Here is a 17,856-nt window from a genome sequence, read left to right on the forward strand (position 1 = left end):
CCCCGGCCAGGACGGACGCCGCCGCGAGCACCGCGGGGAAGTGCCGGCGCCCGTTCTCGGGGCGGGCGGCGGAGCGCAGCGCCCCGGCGGCCGTCAGCGCGCCGAAGGCCACGGGCGTCCCCAGCAGCAGCGCCGTCCCCGCGGCCCCGGGCCCGTGCCCGGCCAGGACGGACCCGGCGAGCACTCCCAGGCCCGCGGCGCCCCACACGGCGCTCGCCACGGCCACGCGCGGGAGGGCGTGGACGACGAACACGTCCGCGGCCCGGACGTCGAGGCCCACGAAGAAGTCCCGCTGCGGGTGGTCGCTGACGCAGCTGCGGAACCGGCCGAGGGTCTCGCCCGCGAGCGCGCCGAGCCCGGCGTAGGCGCAGAGCAGCACGAAGAGCCCGATCACGTCCGCGCCCGGCGCGAGCACCGCGGCCGCGCGCGCCGCGAGGATCCCGGCCGCGAACGCCAGGAGCACGGCCCCTGCCGCGGCCCCGACCACGATGCGGCGGGCGGTCTCCACCGGCACGGACGTGCCCAGCGCCTGCAGCAGGTCCGCGATCCGCAGGTCCGCCAGGAGCCGGAGACGGCGGCGGGCCGGCGGGGCCGGCCGCCGCCGCCGCACCGGCCCGCTCGTGGGGCTCGCGGTCGCGCTGGTCGTCACGAGAGCCTGCTGCGCGTCCCGGACCGCTCCCGGCGCAGCCCGAGCGCGTTGAACAGGAGCACGACCGTGCCCGCGAGGGCGACGACCACGCCCATGGTGCACAGCCAGCCGACGGGGAACCCGCTCAGCTGCTCGTCGAGGAAGGTCGCGTGGGCCGTCATGGCCAGGAACAGCAGCACGGCCGGTGCCACGGAGCGCGGGCGGGACAGCGGGGTCGCGGCGGCCACGAGCGGCAGGAGCACCCCGGCGACCGCCAGCCCGCCCACGAGGAGGGACCACAGCCCGACCGGGACGGTGCTGGTGCCCCGGCCCTCGAGGAGGATCGCGGTCAGGGCGGCGGCGCTCAGGACGGCCACGGTGACGAGGACCAGTCGGACGTGGTTCTGGGTGAGGGTCGGCACGGTGGGCACTCCTGGTGGTCGAGGATCTGATGAGCGGTGGGGGCGGGGCCGGCGGCGGGCTGGGGGGCGGCGGGATCGGTGGCCGGGTCACACCATGGCGACGAGCGCGGCGGTCGCGACGGCGACGCCGACCACGAGCACCTGGCGGCCGGCGCCGCAGGATCTCCACCGGCCGCGGTAGAGCAGCGCCGCGGCGAGGGCGAGGACCAGCACCGCGGCCGCCTCCACGGGTCCCTCCGCCATCCGCCCGGTGGCCAGGGCCCAGCCCTGGGACAGCACCGTGAGGCCGCCGACCACCAGCGTGTAGAGCCCGATCCGCTGTCCGCCGCCGAGCGGCAGGCCCTGCGGGAGGAGTCTGCTCTCGAGGAGCCCGGCGAACCAGAGGTACAGGGCGAGGACCACGGCGAAGACCAGGACGCCGACGAGCACGGCGACGTTGACCGAGAGCCCGATCAGGGACGGGTCGACCCCCTGCAGCTCGTCGGTCACGGCCGCCGCGGCCTGGTCCTGCATCTGGTCGGTGGTCGCCGGCAGCCGCAGCAGCAGCAGCCCGAGCCCCACCGCCCAGAGGACGGTCCGGACGGGCCGGGTGGTCGCCGGCAGCGGACGGGGGGCAGGGGTCCCGGCGCCGGGGTGGGCGGAGACGTGGAGGCTGGACATCGGGGTCCTTCCGGTAGCGGGGGGAACGGCGGCGCTCACCGCCGGGCGATGAGCGCCGCCTCGATCCCCGCGGCGGCGAGCAGGAGGGTTGCGGCGAGGGCGAGGACGCCGAGGGAGGCCGGCAGCGCCGTGAGGTAGCTGCGCACCAGGCCGTTCCGGCGGGCGGTGAGGGCGGCGGTGAGGGGGAGCAGGCCCGCGGCCGCGGCCACGAGGCAGCCGAGGAACTCGAGCCCCGCGTACCACCCGGCCGCACCGGCGAGCGCGGCGGCGCCGACGTTGAGCACGCCGATCTTCGCCGTGGCCCCCACGTAGACCGACAGCAGTGCCAGGGACGTGCCCGTGAGCAGGCCGCCGGTGAGCACGCCGCTGTAGAGCAGGGCGGCGGCGCCGAGGTTGCGGACCAGGATGGCGCCGAAGGACCCGTCGTGGTCCTGACCGGCGCCGGCCGTGTCCTGCAGGGTCGCGGGGACGCGGGAGATGCTCTCGTAGCCCACCAGGAACCCCGCCACGAAGAGCGCCGTGGCGGCCGCCGCCGCCCACCCGAGGGCGCGGCGCGCTGCGCGGGCGTCGCGGGGAGCGGTGCGGAGGTCCGTGGGCACGGTCTTCATGGCGGGGGTCCAGGCAGCGTCAGCGGAGCGGGCGGCGGCTCAGGCGATGGCCAGGCTGCGGGCCTTCTTGGACAGGTACCAGCGGATGGTGCCGACGACCGCGCCGCCGATGCCGAAGCCGAACATCGCGGCCACGAGGGTCAGCGCCCAGCCGCCGGCCTCGACCGCGGCCACGATCTGGCTCGCGGACGCGGCGGAGATGCCGAGGGAGCCGGCGACCCAGGCGATGCCGACACCGCCGAGGACGAGGCCGAGGACGGCGATGGAGGCGGCGGCCGAGACGGGCAGGACCGTGCGGACGGAGGGGGTGCGGGGGGTGGTCATGATGAGCTCCTGTGTTCCCGAGGTTTCTGTGGGGGGGGGGTGCATCATCCGGCGGGTTCCCCGGGTGATGGCTCAGAATCTACGAGAGCCGGGAGGCCGCGGCCATCGGCCGAAGGAATGGTTCCGGACCGTCCGGAGGATGCCGCCGGCCAGTCCGGAAGGACGTCACTGCAGCACCGGCAGCTGGAGCGGGTAGCGGTACACCTCGCCCTTGTTGGCCTTGAGCACGGCCAGGACGTGGCACACCACGAGCAGCACCGCGGCGAGGATCCACAGCACGATCGCCACGGGGATCAGGATCACGGTGAACAGGCACACCCACGCCACCACGTTGAGCAGCCACATGGACAGGTTGAAGTTGAACGACCCGGCGGAGGTGGCGCGCAGGAACGCGTTCTTGTCCCGGTGGACGAGCCAGACGACGAGGGGACCCACGAATCCGAGCCACCCGACGGAGACCAGCGCGCCGATCAGTCCGGACAGGTGGGTGAGGACCGCGATGGTGCGGTCGTCCCCCTGCGCCCGGTACTGCGGACGGGGTGCTGACGGTGGAAGGTAGGACATGGGGTTCTCCTGGTGGGCAGTGGCGGAACCGGTCGCGGCACCCGGTGCCGCGGACGCCGGACCGGCGCGGTGCAGCCAGCGTATCGGGGCCGGGCCCGCGCCCGGTATGGGGGAAGACCGCACATGACGGCGGCGGATCCCCGCCGTCACGCACGGCACCGACGACGGCGTCGCGCCGCGCGCTGGTCTACGATTCTCGGCAGACCGTTCCCGGCCCGCCCCCGCGGGCCTCTTCCCGAGGGAGGCCCGTGGCTCCGCAGCTGCGCCCCAACAAGTACGCCTACCGGGCCATCGTGCTCGCCGGCCTCGCCGCGGTGAAGCTCTTCCGCGTGCCCCTGCTGGCCTCGGGCGAGGAGCACCTGCCCACCGACCAGGTGGTGCGCGGCCTGCACCGGGAGGTCCGCCCCGGCCGGGGCGCCGTCGTGGCGGTGACCCACTTCGGCTACCTCGACTTCGTCTTCGCGCAGCTGGTGGTCTGGCGCCGGCTGCGGGCCCACTCCCGCTTCCTCATCACCCGCAAGCACACCGGCAGCGCCTTCGTCACGGCGGTGTGCCGGCTGTGCGACCACGTGGTGGTCGACCGCGCCGACGGCGCCCCGGCCTACGCCGAGGCCGTGGCCAAGCTGGCGCGCGGCGAGTTCCTCGCGGTGTTCCCGGAGGGCGGGGTCAGCCGCAGCTGGACCGTGCGCCCGCTGCGCACCGGCGCCGTGCGCATGGCCGCCGAGACCGGCGCCCCCGTCATCCCGGTGTCCGTGTGGGGCGGCCACCGGATGCTCACCCGCGGGCGCGGCAGGATCCGGCTGCGCGACGTGTGGCGCACGCCGGTGCGCGTGCACGTCGGCCCGGTGCTGCGGGTGGACCCCGACGAGGACGTCCGCGCCGCGAGCGCCCGGCTGCGCGCGCTGCTGCAGGAGGGGATCGACCGGTGCATCGACAGCTACCCCGTGACCCCGGAGCCGGGTGCGTGGTGGATTCCGGCGCACCGGGGCGGGAGCGCGATCACGGTCCAGGAGCAGATCGACGCCGACGCCCGGGAGCGGGAGGCCTACAAGCGCACCGGCTGAGCCCGGCCGGGGCACCGTCTCAGCGGAAGCCGGCGCGCAGCACCAGCTCGAGCTGGAACCGGCTCCTGGGGTCGTTGAGGCGGTCCCCGAAGACCTCCCGGAGCTGGTTCACCCGGTAGCCCACCGTCTGCTCGTGGATGTTCAGCTCGGCGGCCATCGCCGCGCGCTGCCCGTGGTGCTCGAGCCAGCACAGCAGGGTCGCGACCAGCCGCTCCCGCTGCCCGGCCTTGAGCTCGTCCAGCGGGGCCAGGCACTGCGCGGCGAGGTCCGCGACCACACTGCGCTCGCTGTGCAGGACGAGCTCCATGAGGTGCTCCGAGACCCACAGCGGCCCGGCGTCGGCCGGTTCCTCCCGCTGCAGCAGATCCCGGGTCAGCACGGCCAGGCGCAGGGACTCGGGGGCCGCGTACCAGGGCCGGCCCGGGCCGATCACCGCTCCCCGGCCGGTGAGCGCGCGCTCCAGCTCCCGGCGGCCGGTCGGCGAGGAGGGCTCGGGGACCACCGCCACCACGTCGCCGGGGCGGGACGTGAGCAGCGCCCGCTCCCCGAGGCGCGAGCGCAGCCCCACCCGCCGGTCGGCGGCCAGCGTCACCACGACCACCCGGTCGGGCACCGGCCACCCCGCGGCGGCGGCGGCCGTGCGCACCGCGTCCTCCACCACGTGGCCGCGGACGAGCATGTCCGCGAGCGCGTCCAGCAGACGGTCCCGCTCCCCGGCACGCTCGGACTGCTCCATGGCATAGCCCTCGGCGCTGGCCGCGGAGAGCTCCTCGATGTAGGCGAACACGGACTCCGCGAGGCCGATCAGCACGGACGCCTCGAACCCCGCGTCCATGGCCACGCGGGAGAGCGAGCGCAGCGTGGTGCGCGCCCCGGAGCGGTAGGCCGCGAAGAGGGCGTCCATCGGCCGGCCCTCGCGCACCTCGCCGCGGCCGAGCCCCTCGTAGACCCGCCGGTCGTCCCCCATCAGCGCCGGCTGCTGGGTGCCGGGCAGCTGCAGGAACCGGGTCAGGGCCACCTCGACCCCGCGCCGGATGCTGTCGCCGAACAGGCCCTCCAGCGGCCGGGCGTAGACCGGGACGTCGAGCCGCACGGCGTCCAGCAGCTCCTCCGTCACCGCGGGCAGGTGCGGGACCAGGAGGGGGGTCAGCGCCGGCGGCAGGGAGGTCCACGGCAGCTCCCGGTCCGCCCGCCGCCCCGGCTGCGCGTGCTCCGTCGTGTGGTCCACCCGCTCCACGATCCCCCGCTTTCATTCCGACACCACAATTTCTCTGCTGAAAGAGTACGCGACGGGACGAGAACTGCCGTCGGATTTGGGGCACAGTTATTACGTGCCCCAACTGCGACTGTTCACCCGCCTGGCCTCGGCCTTCACCACGCCCCGCTCCCCCGAGGACTTCCTGCGGCTCATCGACCCCCTGGCCAGCGCCCGCCAGCTACGCGGCCTGGTGACCGCCGTGGTGCCCGAGACCGCGGACTCGGTGACGATCCGCTTCCGCCCCGGCCGCGGCTGGAACGCGCACGAGGCCGGCCAGTGGGCCCGCATCGGCGTGGAGATCGACGGCGTGCGGCACTGGCGCTCCTACTCCCTCAGCACGGGCGCCGGCCAGGACCCGGCGATCACGGTGACGGCGATGGGCAAGGTCTCCACCGCCCTCGTCCGGGGGACCCGGCCCGGTGACGTGCTGTTCCTCGCCCCGCCCGAGGGCGACTTCGTCCTCCCCGAGAGCCCGCGCCCGCTGCTGATGCTCACCGCCGGCAGCGGCCTGACGCCGGTCATGTCCATGATCCGCACCCTCGTGCCCCGCCGCCCGGACGCCGACCTGGTGCTCGTGCACTCCTCGCGCTCCCCGGAGGAGTCCCTGTTCCGCGAGGAGCTGCTGGAGCTCACCGACCAGTTCCCCGGCTTCCGCCTGGTCCAGTGGTTCACCGGCGAGCGCGGCCGCCGCCTCGACCTCGCGGCCACCGCCGACCTCGACGCCGCGTGCCCCGACTGGCGCGACCGCGCCGCCTACGCGTGCGGCCCCGCCGACTTCCTCGACGCCGCCGAGGCGCTCTGGCAGCGGGAGGAGGGCGAGCTGCGGGTCGAGCGCTTCGCCGCCGTGGTCGCCCCCGGCTCCGGCGGGGAGGGCGGGCGCGTGACCTTCGAGAAGTCCGACAAGGAGGTCGAGGCCGACAGCGCCACGACCCTCCTGGCCGCCGGCGAGGACGCCGGTCTGATGATGCGCAGCGGCTGCCGCATGGGCATCTGCCACGCGTGCGTGACCCCGCTGCTCTCCGGGCAGGTCCGTGACACCCGCACCGGCGAGGTCCACGGCGAGCCCGGCCACCTCGTCCAGACCTGCGTGTCCACGGCCGCCGGTCCCGTCAGCCTCGACGCCTGACCCCGAAGCTTCCAGCACTCGTTCCCCGACCCCGTTCCGAAAGGACCGACACCATGACGATCGTCACCCCCTTCCTGCTCGACTCGGGCCGCCCCACCGAGTCGGCCAAGCCCTCCGCCGCCGCGCACCTCTCCGACGAGCAGGTCGAGGAGCTGGGCCGCGAGCTCGACGCCCTCCGGGAGTCCGTGATCGCCACCCGCGGGGCGAAGGACGCGGCCTACATCCGCCGCGTCATCGCCACGCAGCGCTCCCTCGAGCTGGCCGGGCGCGCCACGCTGCTGTTCGCCAAGCACAAGCCCGCCTGGTTCGCCGGCACCGGCATGCTGACCGTCGCCAAGATCCTGGAGAACATGGAGATCGGGCACAACGTGCTGCACGGGCAGTGGGACTGGATGCGCGATCCCGACATCCACTCCACCACCTGGGAGTGGGACTTCGTGACCCCGTCCCGGGCGTGGCAGCACACCCACAACGACCTGCACCACACCTGGACCAACGTGGTCGGCAAGGACCGGGACGTCGGGTACACCATCCTGCGCATGGACGAGGACCAGGAGTGGAAGCCCTGGAACCTCGGCAACCCGGTGTACAACGCGCTGCTCGCCCCGGTCTTCGAGTGGGGGATCGCGATCTACGACCTCGAGCTCGACGAGTACCGCGAGGGCCGCAAGCCGAAGTCGGAGCTCCGGCGCAGCCTGAAGGCCCTCGGGGCGAAGTTCCTGAAGCAGGCCGCGAAGGACTACGTGGCCACCCCCGCCGCCGCGGCCCTGGCCGGCTCCGGGAAGCAGGCCCTGACCGCGACCCTGACCGCCAACGCCGTCCGCAACGTCTGGGCGCACGCCGTGATCTTCTGCGGCCACTTCCCCGCCGGGGCGGACACGTTCACCGAGGAGCAGATCGAGGGCGAGACCCGCGGCGACTGGTACGTGCGGCAGATGATCGGCTCGGCCAACATCTCCGGGTCGAGGCTGATGCACCTCATGACCGGCAACCTGTCCTTCCAGATCGAGCACCACCTGTTCCCGGACCTGCCCTCGAACCGCTACGCCGAGGTCGCCGTCAAGGTGCGCGAGATCTGCGAGCGCTACGAGCTGCCCTACACCACCGGGCCCCTGCCGAAGCAGGTCGCCTCCGCGTGGGCGAAGGTGTTCCGCCTGGCCCTGCCCTGATCCGTCCCCGCACGACGACGGGCCGAACGGCCGCGATGCTCCGGCACGCGGCCGTTCCGCGTGCCGGGACCGGGCCGGGCTCCTGTCGGGCGGCGTTGGTAGGCTCGCGGGACCCGCACGAAAGGCAGGCCATGAGCTCTCCCCAGCGCGTCCTCATCACCGGTGCCACCGGTTACATCGGAGGGCGCCTGGCGCCCAGGATGCTGGAGGCCGGGCACACCGTGCGCGTCGCCGTCCGGTCCCCCGGCAAGCTGCGCGCTGTGCCGTGGCGGGACCGGGTGGAGGTCGCCGAGACGGACCTCAACGACCTCGACGGGATGACCGCCGCGTGCCAGGACGTGCACACCCTCTACTACCTGGTGCACTCCATGGGCGGTTCCCGGGAGTTCGAGGAGGAGGAGGCCGAGATGGCCCGGACCGTGGCCCGGGCCGCGGAGCGGGCCGGGGTGCGGCGCATCGTCTACCTCTCGGGGCTGCACCCCCAGGGCGTGGAGCTGTCCCAGCACATGCGCTCCCGGGTCCGGGTGGGCGAGATCCTGCTCGCGAGCTCGGTCCCGGCGGTGGTCTTCCAGGCCGGCGTGGTCATCGGCTCCGGCTCGGCGTCCTTCGAGATGATCCGCCACCTCGGCGACACCCTCCCGATCATGCCGGCGCCGTCCTGGGTGACCAACAGCATCGAGCCCATCGCCGTCCGTGACGTGCTGTACTACCTGATCCACGCCATGGACCTGTCGGAGGGCCTCAACCGCACCTTCGACATCGGCTCCCGCGACGTCATGACCTACGCGGACGCCATGCGCCGCTACGCCCGGGTGGCCGGGCTGCGCCGGCGGGTGGTCTTCCACTTCCCCCTCCCCGCGCCCCGGCTGTCCGGGTTCTGGGTGGGCATGGTCACGCCGATCCCCCTGGGCCTGGCCGTGCCGCTCGTGCAGTCGCTGCAGCACGACGCCGTGTCGGGCGAGCACGACATCGACGACCACATCCCGCCGCCCCCCGAGGGGCTGGCCGGCTACCGCCGCGCCGTGGCGCTCGCGCTGAAGAAGATCGAGGACAACTCCGTGGAGACCACGTGGGACGTCCACTACAGCTCCTCCGAGGCGGCCGCGGACCCGCTGCCCTCGGACCCGGACTGGGCAGGGCGCACCGTGTTCGTGGACGAGCGCAGCCGCACGGGCCCGGCGCGGCCCGAGCAGGTGTGGCGGGTCGTCGAGTCCATCGGCGGGCGCAACGGCTGGTACTCGCTGCCCCTGGCGTGGCAGGTCCGCGGCGTCATGGACAAGCTCGTGGGCGGGGCCGGCCTGAACCGCGGCCGCCGCGACGCCACGGACCTGCAGGTGGGCGAGTACGTGGACTGGTGGCGCGTCGAGGCCATGGAGGAGGGGCACAAGCTGCTCCTGCACGCCGAGATGCGCGCCCCGGGCCGGGCGTGGCTCGAGCTGTCCGTGGAGCCCGAGGGCGAGGGCAGCCGGTACACGCAGCGGGCCATCTTCTTCCCCCGGGGCCTGCCGGGCCGGCTCTACTGGTGGGGCGTGTGGCCCTTCCACGGCTTCATCTTCCCGTCCATGGCCCGCAACATCCTCGCCACCGCCGCCGCGCTGGACGACCCAGCCCCCGGCGCCCCGGGACAGTCGGACCAGGCAGACCAGGCAGACCAGGCCGACGAGGCCGCGGCGCGGATCAGTCCTGCCGGGGAGACCCCGGCCCGCGGCTGAGCCCCTCGGGGCCCGCCACGGGCCGGGGACCGGGGCGGCCCCACTCGCTCCAGGAGCCGTCGTAGACCGTCACGTCCTCGCGGCCGGCGAGGTGGGCGCCGAGCGCCAGGACGCACGCCGTGAGGCCCGAGCCGCAGCTGGTGACGATCCGCCGCCCCTCGGGCGCGGCCGCCGCGATCCGCTCCCGCAGCTGCGGCAGCGGCAGCAGCCGCCCCTGCCCGTCCTGCAGGTCGGTGTAGGGCAGGCTGACCGCCCCCGGCATGTGCCCGGGGCGCAGGCCCGGCCGCGGCTCGGGCTCGGTGCCCGCGAACCGGCCGGCGGAGCGGGCGTCCAGGACGGTGGCGCCCGGGTCGGCCAGGGCGCGGGCGACGTCCTCCGCCCCGACGAAGCCGCCCGGACGGGGCACGAGCTCCACGTCGCCGGGCTCGGCCGGCGGCGCGGCGTGCGCCCCCGTGGGCCGGCCCTCCGCGGCCCACGCCGGGAGGCCGCCGTCGAGGACGGCGACCCGGTCGAAGCCCGCGGTCCGGAGCAGCCACCAGACGCGGGCGGACGCGAAGACGCCCTTGGCGTCGTAGGCCACGACCGTGCTCGTGCGCGAGATGCCGAGCGCCCGGGCCGCCGCGCTCAGCTGCTCCGCCGGGGGCGCCGTGTGCGGCAGGTCCGAGGACGGGTCCGAGAAGGCCCCGTCCAGGTCCAGGAGCACCGCCCCGGGGAGGGCCTCGTCGGTCCGGTTGAGCGTGGAGCTCGCGTCCACGAGCACCAGCCGGGGGTCCTGGAGGTGCTCGGCCAGCCAGTGGGTGCTCACCACGGGCCCGGGGAGCTCGAGCGATGCGCTGATGTCGTCGTTCCGGGTGCCGGTGCTCATGCGTCCAAGGCTAGTTCCGCCGGGGCAGTACCGTCCCGGCAGCCGCACGGGGCGGGGCCGCGGGCGGGGCCCCGGTAGCCTGGGCAGGTGGCCGAATCGCTCCGACAACGTGTCCTCGGCGGCGTCCGCGGCCTGGCGCCCGGTTACTTCGCCCTCGTCATGGCCAGCGGCATCCTCTCGGTGGGCCTGCAGATGCAGGGCTTCGCCGCGCTGTCCACGGCCCTGCTCGCGGTGTGCGCGGGCAGCTGGGCGGCGCTGTGCCTGCTCACCGTCTGGCGGTTCGCCGTCTTCCGGCGAGAGTTCGTCGTGGAGTTCCTCGACCCTCGCCGCGCGTTCGGCTTCTTCACCTTCGTGGCCGGCACGAACGTGCTGGCGTCCCGGCTCGCGACGACGGGCTGGCACGGGGCCACGGCCGCGCTCCTAGGACTCGCGGGGGCGGTATGGCTGGGCCTCGGCTACGTGGTCCCGTGGAGCGCGGTGCTCTCCCGGCGCACCCGCCCCGTGGTCAGCACCGCCAACGGGACCTGGTTCATCTGGGTGGTGGCCAGCCAGTCCGTGGCCGTGGCCGCCGCGGCCCTGGACCCGGTGGTGGGCAGCGACGCCTGGCGGCACGTGCTCTCCGTCGTCGCGGTCGCCGGCTGGTCCGTGGGGCTGTTCCTCTACGCCGCGGCGGGCGTGCTCGTGACGCTGCGCATGATGCTCTATCCGCTGCGGCCGGTCGACCTGACCCCGCCGTACTGGGTGGCGATGGGCGCGTGCGCCATCACCGTGCTGGCGGCCTCCCGGATCGTGGAGATGTCCGACACCCCGATGGTCGCCGTGGTCCGCGGGCTCGTGGCGGGTCTGGGCCTGGTCTTCTGGGCCTTCGCCACCTGGTTGATCCCGGCCCTGGTGGCGGCCGGGTGGTGGCGCCACCGCGTGCACCGGGTGCCGCTGCGCTACGAGTCCTCGCTGTGGAGTGTGGTCTTCCCGCTGGGGATGTACGCCGTGGCCAGCATCTATCTGGGCCGCGCGGACGACCTGCCGATCGTGGGTCTGGTCGGGGCCGTCTGGCTGTGGGTGGCCCTGAGCGCCTGGGCGATGGTGTTCACTGCCATGCTCGTGCACCTGGTCCGCCGGCTGCTCCTCGGCCGGGAGGATCCGGCTCCGGCCTGGCCGGAGCCGGACGCATCCGTCAGGCCGGACCCAGGGGGCGGACCGGGCGCCGCCCGCTGACCCGGCGGAACCGGCGGCGCCGGCGGCGCAGCCGACCGGGCGGAAAGGACCGGTCAGGCGGTGAGCGCGCGCTCGAGGTCCTCCAACTGGTCCTCGACGTCCTCGATGCCCACCGAGAGCCGCACCAGGTCCACGGGCACGGCCAGCACGGTGCCCTTCACGGAGGCGTGCGTCATCTCCGAGGGGTAGCAGATCAGGGACTCCACCCCGCCCAGGCTCACCGACAGCGAGTACAGCCGGGTGCCCTCCGCCACCGCACGGGCCGCGGCCTCCCCGCCGGTCAGCCGGAAGGAGACCATGCCGCCGAACCCGCGCATCTGCGCGGCGGCGAGCGCGTGGCCGGGGTGCCCGGGCAGCCCGGGGTAGAGCACCTGCGCGACCTCGGGGCGCTCCAGGAGCCACTCGGCGATCCGCTGCGCGTTGTCCTGGTGGCGCTCCATCCGCAGGCTCAGGGTCTTGAGCCCGCGGGCGGCCAGGTAGCTGTCCTGGGGGCCCGCCACGGCGCCGGCGGCGAACTGCTGGAAGCCGACCGCCTCGGCGAGCGGGGCCCCGCGCCACTGGGCCGCGCCCACGACCACGGCGCCGCCGAGCACGTCGGAGTGCCCCCCGATGTACTTCGTGGTGGAGTGCACCACGGCGTGCGCGCCGAGCTCGAGGGGGGTCTGCAGGTACGGGGACGCGAAGGTGTTGTCGACGACGAGCAGCGCCCCGGCGTCCCGGGCCAGCTGCGCCCACGCCGCGACGTCGGCGATGCCGAGCAGCGGGTTGGACGGCGTCTCGAGCCACAGCACCTTCGTGGCGCCGGGGCGCACGGCCGCCCGGACGGCGTCGAGGTCCGTGATCTCCACGGGCGTGTGCCCGATGTCCCACGGGGCGAGGACCCGGGTGATCAGCCGGTTGGTGCCGCCGTAGCCGTCGGCGCCGAGCACGATGTGGTCGCCCGGGCGCAGCACGGCGCGCAGCAGGGCGTCCTCGGCCGCGATCCCCGAGGCGAACGCGAACCCCCGCTCGCCGCGCTCCAGGGCCGCGAGCTGCTCCTCGAAGCCGCTGCGGGTGGGGTTGGAGCCGCGGCTGTACTCGTGCCCGGCGCGCAGCACGTTGATCCCGTCCTGGGCGAACGTGGAGGTCTGGTAGATCGGCGGGATGACCGCCCCGGTCAGCGGGTCGGGCTCCTGGCCGGCGTGGACGGCGGTGGTCGTGAAGCCCCGGTGGCGGGTGCGGGTCTCGGTGGGGGACGTCATGGCGGGGCTCACTTCCGGGTGGTCTGGACGGTGGTGACGACGGTGTCGAGGGCCTGGCCGAGGTCGGCCACGAGGTCCTGGGGGGACTCGAGGCCGATCGAGAGCCGGATCGTGGTCTCGGCGATCCCGCCGGCCCGGCGCTGCTCGGGGGTCAGGCGGCAGTGCGTCATGGCCGCCGGGTGGGCCACGAGGCTGCGGGTGTCCCCGATGTTGGCGACCAGCTTGAACAGCCGGAGCGCGTCGATGAACGGGCCCACGGCGCCGTCCGGGGCGGCGAGGTCGAAGGAGAACACGGAGCCGGTCCCGCGCGGGAAGTCCCGGGCCGCGATCCCGGCGCCGGGGTCCCCGGGCACGCCGGGGTGGTGGACGCGGGCGACGGCGGGGTGCCCGGCCAGGAACTCGGCCACCGCCAGCGCCGAGGCCGTGTGGCGGGCCACGCGCAGGTCGAGGGTCTCGGTGCCCTGCAGGATCTGGCTGGCGTTGAACGGGGAGAGCGTGGTGCCGAGGTCGTGCACGTACTTCGCCCGGACCAGGTGCAGGTAGGGGCTGGCCGCGGCGCACTTGTCGACGAGGCTGAGTCCGCCCCAGCGGGCGCGGGCCTGGGTGAACTGCGGCCACTTGTCCGGCCGGGCGGACCAGTCGAAGGTCCCGCCGTCCACGACCGCCCCGGCGAGCGCGTTGCCGTGCCCGCCCAGGAACTTGGTGGCCGAGTGCACCACGATGTCCGCGCCCTTCTCCAGCGGCCGGTACAGGGCCGGGGACGCGAGGGTGTTGTCGACGACGACGGGCACCCCGGCGGCCCGGGCGACGTCGGCGATCCCGGGCAGGTCCGGGAGGGTGGCCAGCGGGTTGCCGATGGACTCGAGCAGGAACGCGCGGGTGTCGGGGCGCACGGCCGCCGCCCACGCCCCCGGGGCGGTGGGGTCCACGAAGGAGACCTCGATGCCGTAGTCCGCGAAGGAGTCGGTGAGCAGGTCCACCGTGCCCCCGTAGAGCTTCTCCGAGGCCACGAGGTGCTTCCCGGCGCCCTGGCCGAGCAGGGCCAGCAGCGCCACGGCCACGGCGGACTGGCCCGAGCCGGTCGCCACGGCGCCCGCGCCGCCCTCGAGGTCGCTGATCCGCTGCTCGAGCACGGCCACCGTGGGGTTGCCGGTGCGCGTGTAGGTGAAGCCCGCCCGGGTCTGGGCGAACATCTGCCGGGCCGCCTCGTAGTCCGGGAACTCGAAGGCCGCGGTCTGGTAGATCGGCACCGTCAGGGTGCGCTGGACGACCTGGTCGTGGGTGCCGGCGTGGATCTGCCGGGTCGCGAGGTCGTGGTCGGTCACGGGGATGGACATGGCGCTGCTCCTGTGCCTTGCTCTTACCCGCACCGGTCATCCGCGCGGGCCCGGTGGGCACGCCGCGGAAGATGCAGGCCGCTTCCTCATCCGAACCACCCAATGAGCATGGGGTTGGTGCGTGACCAAGTCGGAGCTTGGCGGTCACGTCTCGTGAAGCTGGAACAACACTATGCGCAGAGGTAGTGGGTGTCCCTCCGCGTCGGAAGATGACGACCGTGACGGTTCGTGACGCCGGCCGTGCGCGCCGGGCCCGGCGCGGGCCCTCGCGTCAGGCCCGGGTGTCGATGTCCTCGAAGATCAGGAACGTCTGGGTGTCCACCACGCCGGGCAGCTGCTGGACGTGCTCGAAGATCACCTGCCGCAGGTGCACGGTGTCCACGGCCCGCACGAGGAGCATGACGTCGAAGTTCCCGCCCACCAGGGCGATGTGGTGCACGGCGGGGATCGCCTGGAGCTGGGCGCACAGCTCCCGCCAGGTGTTCTGCTGGAGCTTGAGCGTCACGTACGCGGAGGCCTGCAGGCCCGCCCGGACCGGGTCGATCACGGTGCTGAAGCGCAGGATCACCCCCTCGTCCCGGAGCCGGTTGATCCGGGCGTAGGCGTGGGCGCGGGAGACGTGCACGGCCGCGGCGATCGCCGTCACGGACTGCCTCGCGTCCCGGGACAGCTCCGCGAGGATCTTCCGGTCGGTCTCGTCCAGCGGCACGGGGGTCGAGGGCACGGCGGGCTCCTTCGGGGCGGGTCGGGCGCGGGGCCCGGAACGTGTCGGACGAATGCGTGTGCTCCACGCCACACTAGAACATTTCGTCCACGCGCAGTGCACTGTCCGTCTCAGACTTCTGCATTTTCCCCGCTCTGTGGATACGAACCATGCCCGGTTCCCATACTGGGGAGACAGAGCCGCACCACCTTCCTGCCCTCCCCGGACCGCGGCCGCACCGGGGACCGACCGAGGGGACACCATGAGCCAGACCGTCGAGACCCCCGAGGACCCGATCCTCCGGGCCTCCCAGAGCTTCGGCATCACACCGGAGCAGTACATGCTCCCGGCCCGCGGCGAGATCCGCATGGTCGACCCGAGCGGGCGGCTGCTCGCCCCCGAGGAGCAGGGCACCGGCCCCGGCCACGAGTACCCGCTGCCGGCGCCGGACGTCCTGCTGGGCGCCTACGAGAAGCTGGTGGTCGGGCGGCGGGTCAACGACCAGAACTCCGCGCTGGTCCGCCAGGGCCGGATGGCCGTCTACCCGTCCAGCCACGGCCAGGAGGCCTGCCAGGTGGCGGCCGCCCTGTGCCTCGAGGAGGGCGACTGGCTGTTCCCCACCTACCGGGACACCGTGGCGGTCATGACCAAGGGCGTGGACCCGATGCAGGTCATGGCGATCTTCCGCGGCGAGTGGCACAGCGGCTACGACCCGCACGAGCACCACGTGGGCATCCAGTCGACCCCGCTCACCACCCAGCTGCTGCACGCGGTGGGCGTGGCCCACGCCGCCAAGCTGCGCGGCGAGGACACCGTGGTCCTGGCGATGTGCGGGGACGGCGCCACCAGCGAGGGCGACTTCCACGAGGCCCTGAACTTCGCGGCCGTGTTCAAGCTGCCGGTCGTGTTCTTCGTGCAGAACAACGGCTACGCGATCTCCGTGCCCCTGTCCCAGCAGTCCGCGGCCCCGAGCCTCGCCCACAAGGCGGTCGGCTACGGCATGGCCGGCGAGCGCGTGGACGGCAACGACCTCGTGGCGCTGCTCGCCACCCTGCGGCGCGCCGTGGACCTGGCCCGCTCCGAGTCCGAGCCCCTCCTCGTGGAGGCGCACACCTACCGCATGCAGGCGCACACCAACGCCGACGACGCCACCCGCTACCGGGACGACGCCGAGGTGCAGGAGTGGATCGCCAAGGACCCGGTGACCCGGATGCGCGCCTACCTCGGCGCCGAGGGCGTGCTCGACGACGCGGCGGAGCAGCGCATCGCCGCCGCCGCCGAGGACGTCGCCACGGCCCTGCGCGACGGCATGAACGCCGACGTGGAGATCGACCCGCTCGAGCTGTTCCGCCACGTCTACACCGAGCAGACCCCGCAGCTCGCCGAGCAGGAGCAGTTCCTGGCCGCCGAGCTCGCCCGAGAGGAGACCGGACAGTGAGCACCCTGCACGCCCCCGCCCCGGCCGGCGAGGCCCCGGCGGTCAAGCCCGCCACCTTCGCCCAGGCGCTCAACACCGCCCTGGCCGACGCGCTGGCCGCCGACCCCGCCGTCGTCGTCTTCGGCGAGGACGTCGGCACCCTCGGCGGCGTCTTCCGCATCACCGACGGGCTGACGAAGCGCTTCGGCCGCACCCGGTGCTTCGACACCCCGCTGGCCGAGTCCGGGATCGCCGGCATGGCCGTGGGCATGGCGATGAACCGGATGCGCCCCGTCATCGAGATGCAGTTCGACGCCTTCGCCTACCCTGCCTTCGAGCAGGTCGCCTCGCACATCGCGAAGATGCACAACCGCACCCGCGGCGCCGTGCGCCTGCCGATCGTCATCCGGATCCCCTACGCCGGCGGCATCGGCGGCGTGGAGCACCACTGCGACTCCTCCGAGGCCTACTACGCCCACACCCCGGGCCTGAAGGTGTTCACCCCCGCCACGGTCGAGGACGCCTACGTCATGCTGCGCGAGGCGATCGACTCGGACGACCCCGTCGTGTTCTTCGAGCCCAAGAAGCTCTACTGGTCCAAGGCCCCCGTGGACCTGGCCGAGCTGAGGGACCGCTACGAGAACGGGGCGCCCGAGCGCCGGGAGGGCCGCGCCGTCGTCGCCCGCGCCGGCGAGGACGCCACGCTGCTGGCCTACGGGCCGTCCGTGCCGACCGCCGTGGCGGCCGCCGCGGCCGCCGCCGCCGAGGGACGCTCGCTCGAGGTCGTGGACCTGCGCAGCATCGTCCCGTTCGACGACGAGACGGTCGCCGCGTCGGTGCGGAAGACCGGGCGCGTGGTGGTCGTGGCCGAGGCGCCGGGCTTCGCGTCCGTGGCCGCCGAAATCGTGGCCCGCGTCCAGGAGCGCTGCTTCCACTCCCTGGCCGCGCCCGTGCGCCGCGTGACCGGGTTCGACATCCCGTACCCGGCGCCCAAGCTCGAGGAGCACTACCTGCCCAGCGTCGACCGCATCCTCGACGCCGTGGACGACCTGCAGTGGGAGGACTGACCATGACCGTGAAGACGTTCACCCTGCCGGATCTCGGCGAGGGACTGACCGAGGCCGAGCTCGTGAGCTGGCTCGTCCAGGTGGGCGACACCGTCGCCGTGGACCAGCCGATCGCCGAGGTGGAGACCGCCAAGTCCGCCGTGGAGGTGCCCTGCCCCTTCGCCGGGACCGTGCACCAGCTGCACGGCGCCTCGGGGCAGACCCTCGACGTCGGCGCGCCGCTGATCTCCGTCGACACCGGGGACCGGGCCGGGACGCCCGCCCCGCAGGGCGGCGGCCCGAAGGGCGGGCAGTCCTACCGGGAGGAGGAGCGTGCCGGGGCGGACCCCGCGGCGGCCGCCGAGGCCTCCGCGGTCGCCGCGGCCTCCGACGACGACGCCGGGTCGGGCAGCGTGCTCATCGGCTACGGCACGCCCGCCGGCGGCACGGCCGGACGCCGGCGCCGGCCGAAGCGGGCCGGTGCCACCGGCCCGGCC

General features: G+C 74.3%; 18 protein-coding genes, 1 pseudogene and 1 riboswitch. Of the genes and pseudogenes, 8 read left to right on the top strand and 11 right to left on the bottom strand.

What is annotated here, in order from left to right:
• The 6 genes and pseudogenes from CK505_RS17185 to CK505_RS17210 form a co-directional block, all read right to left on the bottom strand.
• A pseudogene (locus tag CK505_RS17185) lies at positions 1–649 on the bottom strand (hypothetical protein); the annotation flags it as partial.
• Positions 646–1,050, bottom strand: a complete 405-nt coding sequence (locus CK505_RS17190) for a hypothetical protein (protein WP_035923187.1) — start codon at positions 1,048–1,050, stop codon at positions 646–648. The gene CK505_RS17190 and the pseudogene CK505_RS17185, both read right to left, overlap by 4 nt.
• Positions 1,051–1,137: 87 nt before the next feature.
• The gene (locus tag CK505_RS17195; protein ID WP_095651839.1) at positions 1,138–1,710 is read right to left on the bottom strand and encodes a hypothetical protein; all 573 of its coding nucleotides are present in this window, start codon (positions 1,708–1,710) and stop codon (positions 1,138–1,140) included.
• Between the two features lie 35 nt (positions 1,711–1,745).
• The gene (locus CK505_RS17200) at positions 1,746–2,318 is read right to left on the bottom strand and encodes a hypothetical protein (protein WP_095651840.1); all 573 of its coding nucleotides are present in this window, start codon (positions 2,316–2,318) and stop codon (positions 1,746–1,748) included.
• Between the two features lie 39 nt (positions 2,319–2,357).
• The gene (locus CK505_RS17205; RefSeq protein WP_052132646.1) at positions 2,358–2,642 is read right to left on the bottom strand and encodes a hypothetical protein; all 285 of its coding nucleotides are present in this window, start codon (positions 2,640–2,642) and stop codon (positions 2,358–2,360) included.
• 165 nt (positions 2,643–2,807) lie between these two features.
• Complete coding sequence (locus tag CK505_RS17210) at positions 2,808–3,206, bottom strand: DUF4870 domain-containing protein (RefSeq protein ID WP_017834851.1); 399 nt, start codon at positions 3,204–3,206, stop codon at positions 2,808–2,810.
• Between the two features lie 248 nt (positions 3,207–3,454).
• Here CK505_RS17210 and CK505_RS17215 point away from each other — a divergent pair, with 248 nt between their 5' ends.
• The gene (locus CK505_RS17215) at positions 3,455–4,270 is read left to right on the top strand and encodes a 1-acyl-sn-glycerol-3-phosphate acyltransferase (protein WP_095651841.1); all 816 of its coding nucleotides are present in this window, start codon (positions 3,455–3,457) and stop codon (positions 4,268–4,270) included.
• Between the two features lie 19 nt (positions 4,271–4,289).
• Here the strand turns inward: CK505_RS17215 and CK505_RS17220 are convergent, their stop codons facing one another.
• Positions 4,290–5,498 carry a CdaR family transcriptional regulator gene (locus CK505_RS17220; RefSeq protein ID WP_229588109.1) on the bottom strand — a complete coding sequence of 403 codons (1,209 nt, stop codon included), beginning with the start codon at positions 5,496–5,498 and terminating at the stop codon, positions 4,290–4,292.
• Positions 5,499–5,601: 103 nt separating this feature from the next.
• Between CK505_RS17220 and CK505_RS17225 the strand changes: the two genes are divergently transcribed.
• From CK505_RS17225 to CK505_RS17235, 3 genes are all read left to right on the top strand, one after another.
• A complete protein-coding gene (locus tag CK505_RS17225; RefSeq protein WP_035923198.1) occupies positions 5,602–6,654 on the top strand; it encodes a ferredoxin reductase in 1,053 nt (350 codons plus the stop codon).
• Between the two features lie 53 nt (positions 6,655–6,707).
• On the top strand, positions 6,708–7,823 hold the full coding sequence (locus CK505_RS17230; RefSeq protein ID WP_017834847.1) for an acyl-CoA desaturase: 1,116 nt from the start codon (positions 6,708–6,710) through the stop codon (positions 7,821–7,823).
• Between the two features lie 131 nt (positions 7,824–7,954).
• Entirely contained in the window at positions 7,955–9,535 is a 1,581-nt protein-coding gene (locus CK505_RS17235) for an SDR family oxidoreductase (RefSeq protein ID WP_095651842.1), read from the top strand.
• Here the strand turns inward: CK505_RS17235 and CK505_RS17240 are convergent.
• Entirely contained in the window at positions 9,501–10,400 is a 900-nt protein-coding gene (locus CK505_RS17240; RefSeq protein WP_095651843.1) for a sulfurtransferase, read from the bottom strand. The genes CK505_RS17235 and CK505_RS17240 overlap by 35 nt on opposite strands.
• 87 nt (positions 10,401–10,487) lie before the next feature.
• Here CK505_RS17240 and CK505_RS17245 point away from each other — a divergent pair, with 87 nt between their 5' ends.
• Positions 10,488–11,615, top strand: coding sequence for a tellurite resistance/C4-dicarboxylate transporter family protein (locus tag CK505_RS17245; protein WP_232035199.1), 1,128 nt, complete (start codon positions 10,488–10,490; stop codon positions 11,613–11,615).
• Between the two features lie 53 nt (positions 11,616–11,668).
• Here the strand turns inward: CK505_RS17245 and CK505_RS17250 are convergent, their stop codons facing one another.
• The 3 genes from CK505_RS17250 to CK505_RS17260 form a co-directional block, all read right to left on the bottom strand.
• Positions 11,669–12,856, bottom strand: coding sequence for a cystathionine gamma-synthase (locus CK505_RS17250; protein ID WP_095651845.1), 1,188 nt, complete (start codon positions 12,854–12,856; stop codon positions 11,669–11,671).
• An 8-nt stretch (positions 12,857–12,864) separates the two neighbouring features.
• Positions 12,865–14,193, bottom strand: coding sequence for an O-acetylhomoserine aminocarboxypropyltransferase/cysteine synthase family protein (locus CK505_RS17255; RefSeq protein ID WP_095651846.1), 1,329 nt, complete (start codon positions 14,191–14,193; stop codon positions 12,865–12,867).
• Positions 14,194–14,230: 37 nt separating this feature from the next.
• A riboswitch (SAM riboswitch) is annotated at positions 14,231–14,352 on the bottom strand.
• 112 nt (positions 14,353–14,464) lie between these two features.
• Positions 14,465–14,917, bottom strand: coding sequence for an Lrp/AsnC family transcriptional regulator (locus CK505_RS17260; protein WP_017834841.1), 453 nt, complete (start codon positions 14,915–14,917; stop codon positions 14,465–14,467).
• 241 nt (positions 14,918–15,158) lie between these two features.
• Between CK505_RS17260 and CK505_RS17265 the strand changes: the two genes are divergently transcribed.
• From CK505_RS17265 to CK505_RS17275, 3 genes are all read left to right on the top strand, one after another.
• Positions 15,159–16,334 (top strand): thiamine pyrophosphate-dependent enzyme, encoded by a 1,176-nt coding sequence (locus tag CK505_RS17265; RefSeq protein WP_017834840.1) that lies wholly within the window; start codon positions 15,159–15,161, stop codon positions 16,332–16,334.
• Complete coding sequence (locus CK505_RS17270; RefSeq protein WP_095651847.1) at positions 16,331–17,380, top strand: alpha-ketoacid dehydrogenase subunit beta; 1,050 nt, start codon at positions 16,331–16,333, stop codon at positions 17,378–17,380. Before CK505_RS17265 ends, CK505_RS17270 begins: the two co-directional genes overlap by 4 nt.
• Before the next feature lie 2 nt (positions 17,381–17,382).
• A partial coding sequence (locus tag CK505_RS17275; RefSeq protein ID WP_303621215.1) for a biotin/lipoyl-containing protein occupies positions 17,383–17,856 on the top strand: 474 nt, incomplete at its 3' end.

It is taken from the genome of Kocuria sp. WN036 (assembly GCF_002287015.1).
Classification (GTDB): Bacteria; Actinomycetota; Actinomycetes; order Actinomycetales; family Micrococcaceae; genus Kocuria; species Kocuria rosea.

Bases quoted from the DNA above. Each gene is read 5' to 3' on its own strand.
- CK505_RS17195 (WP_095651839.1), bottom strand. From the start codon at position 1,710: ATGTCCAGCCTCCACGTCTCCGCCCACCCCGGCGCCGGGACCCCTGCC.
- CK505_RS17200 (WP_095651840.1), bottom strand. From the start codon at position 2,318: ATGAAGACCGTGCCCACGGACCTCCGCACCGCTCCCCGCGACGCCCGC.
- CK505_RS17205 (WP_052132646.1), bottom strand. From the start codon at position 2,642: ATGACCACCCCCCGCACCCCCTCCGTCCGCACGGTCCTGCCCGTCTCG.
- CK505_RS17210 (WP_017834851.1), bottom strand. From the start codon at position 3,206: ATGTCCTACCTTCCACCGTCAGCACCCCGTCCGCAGTACCGGGCGCAG.
- CK505_RS17230 (WP_017834847.1), top strand. From the start codon at position 6,708: ATGACGATCGTCACCCCCTTCCTGCTCGACTCGGGCCGCCCCACCGAG.
- CK505_RS17235 (WP_095651842.1), top strand. From the start codon at position 7,955: ATGAGCTCTCCCCAGCGCGTCCTCATCACCGGTGCCACCGGTTACATC.
- CK505_RS17240 (WP_095651843.1), bottom strand. From the start codon at position 10,400: ATGAGCACCGGCACCCGGAACGACGACATCAGCGCATCGCTCGAGCTC.
- CK505_RS17250 (WP_095651845.1), bottom strand. From the start codon at position 12,856: ATGACGTCCCCCACCGAGACCCGCACCCGCCACCGGGGCTTCACGACC.
- CK505_RS17255 (WP_095651846.1), bottom strand. From the start codon at position 14,193: ATGTCCATCCCCGTGACCGACCACGACCTCGCGACCCGGCAGATCCAC.
- CK505_RS17265 (WP_017834840.1), top strand. From the start codon at position 15,159: ATGAGCCAGACCGTCGAGACCCCCGAGGACCCGATCCTCCGGGCCTCC.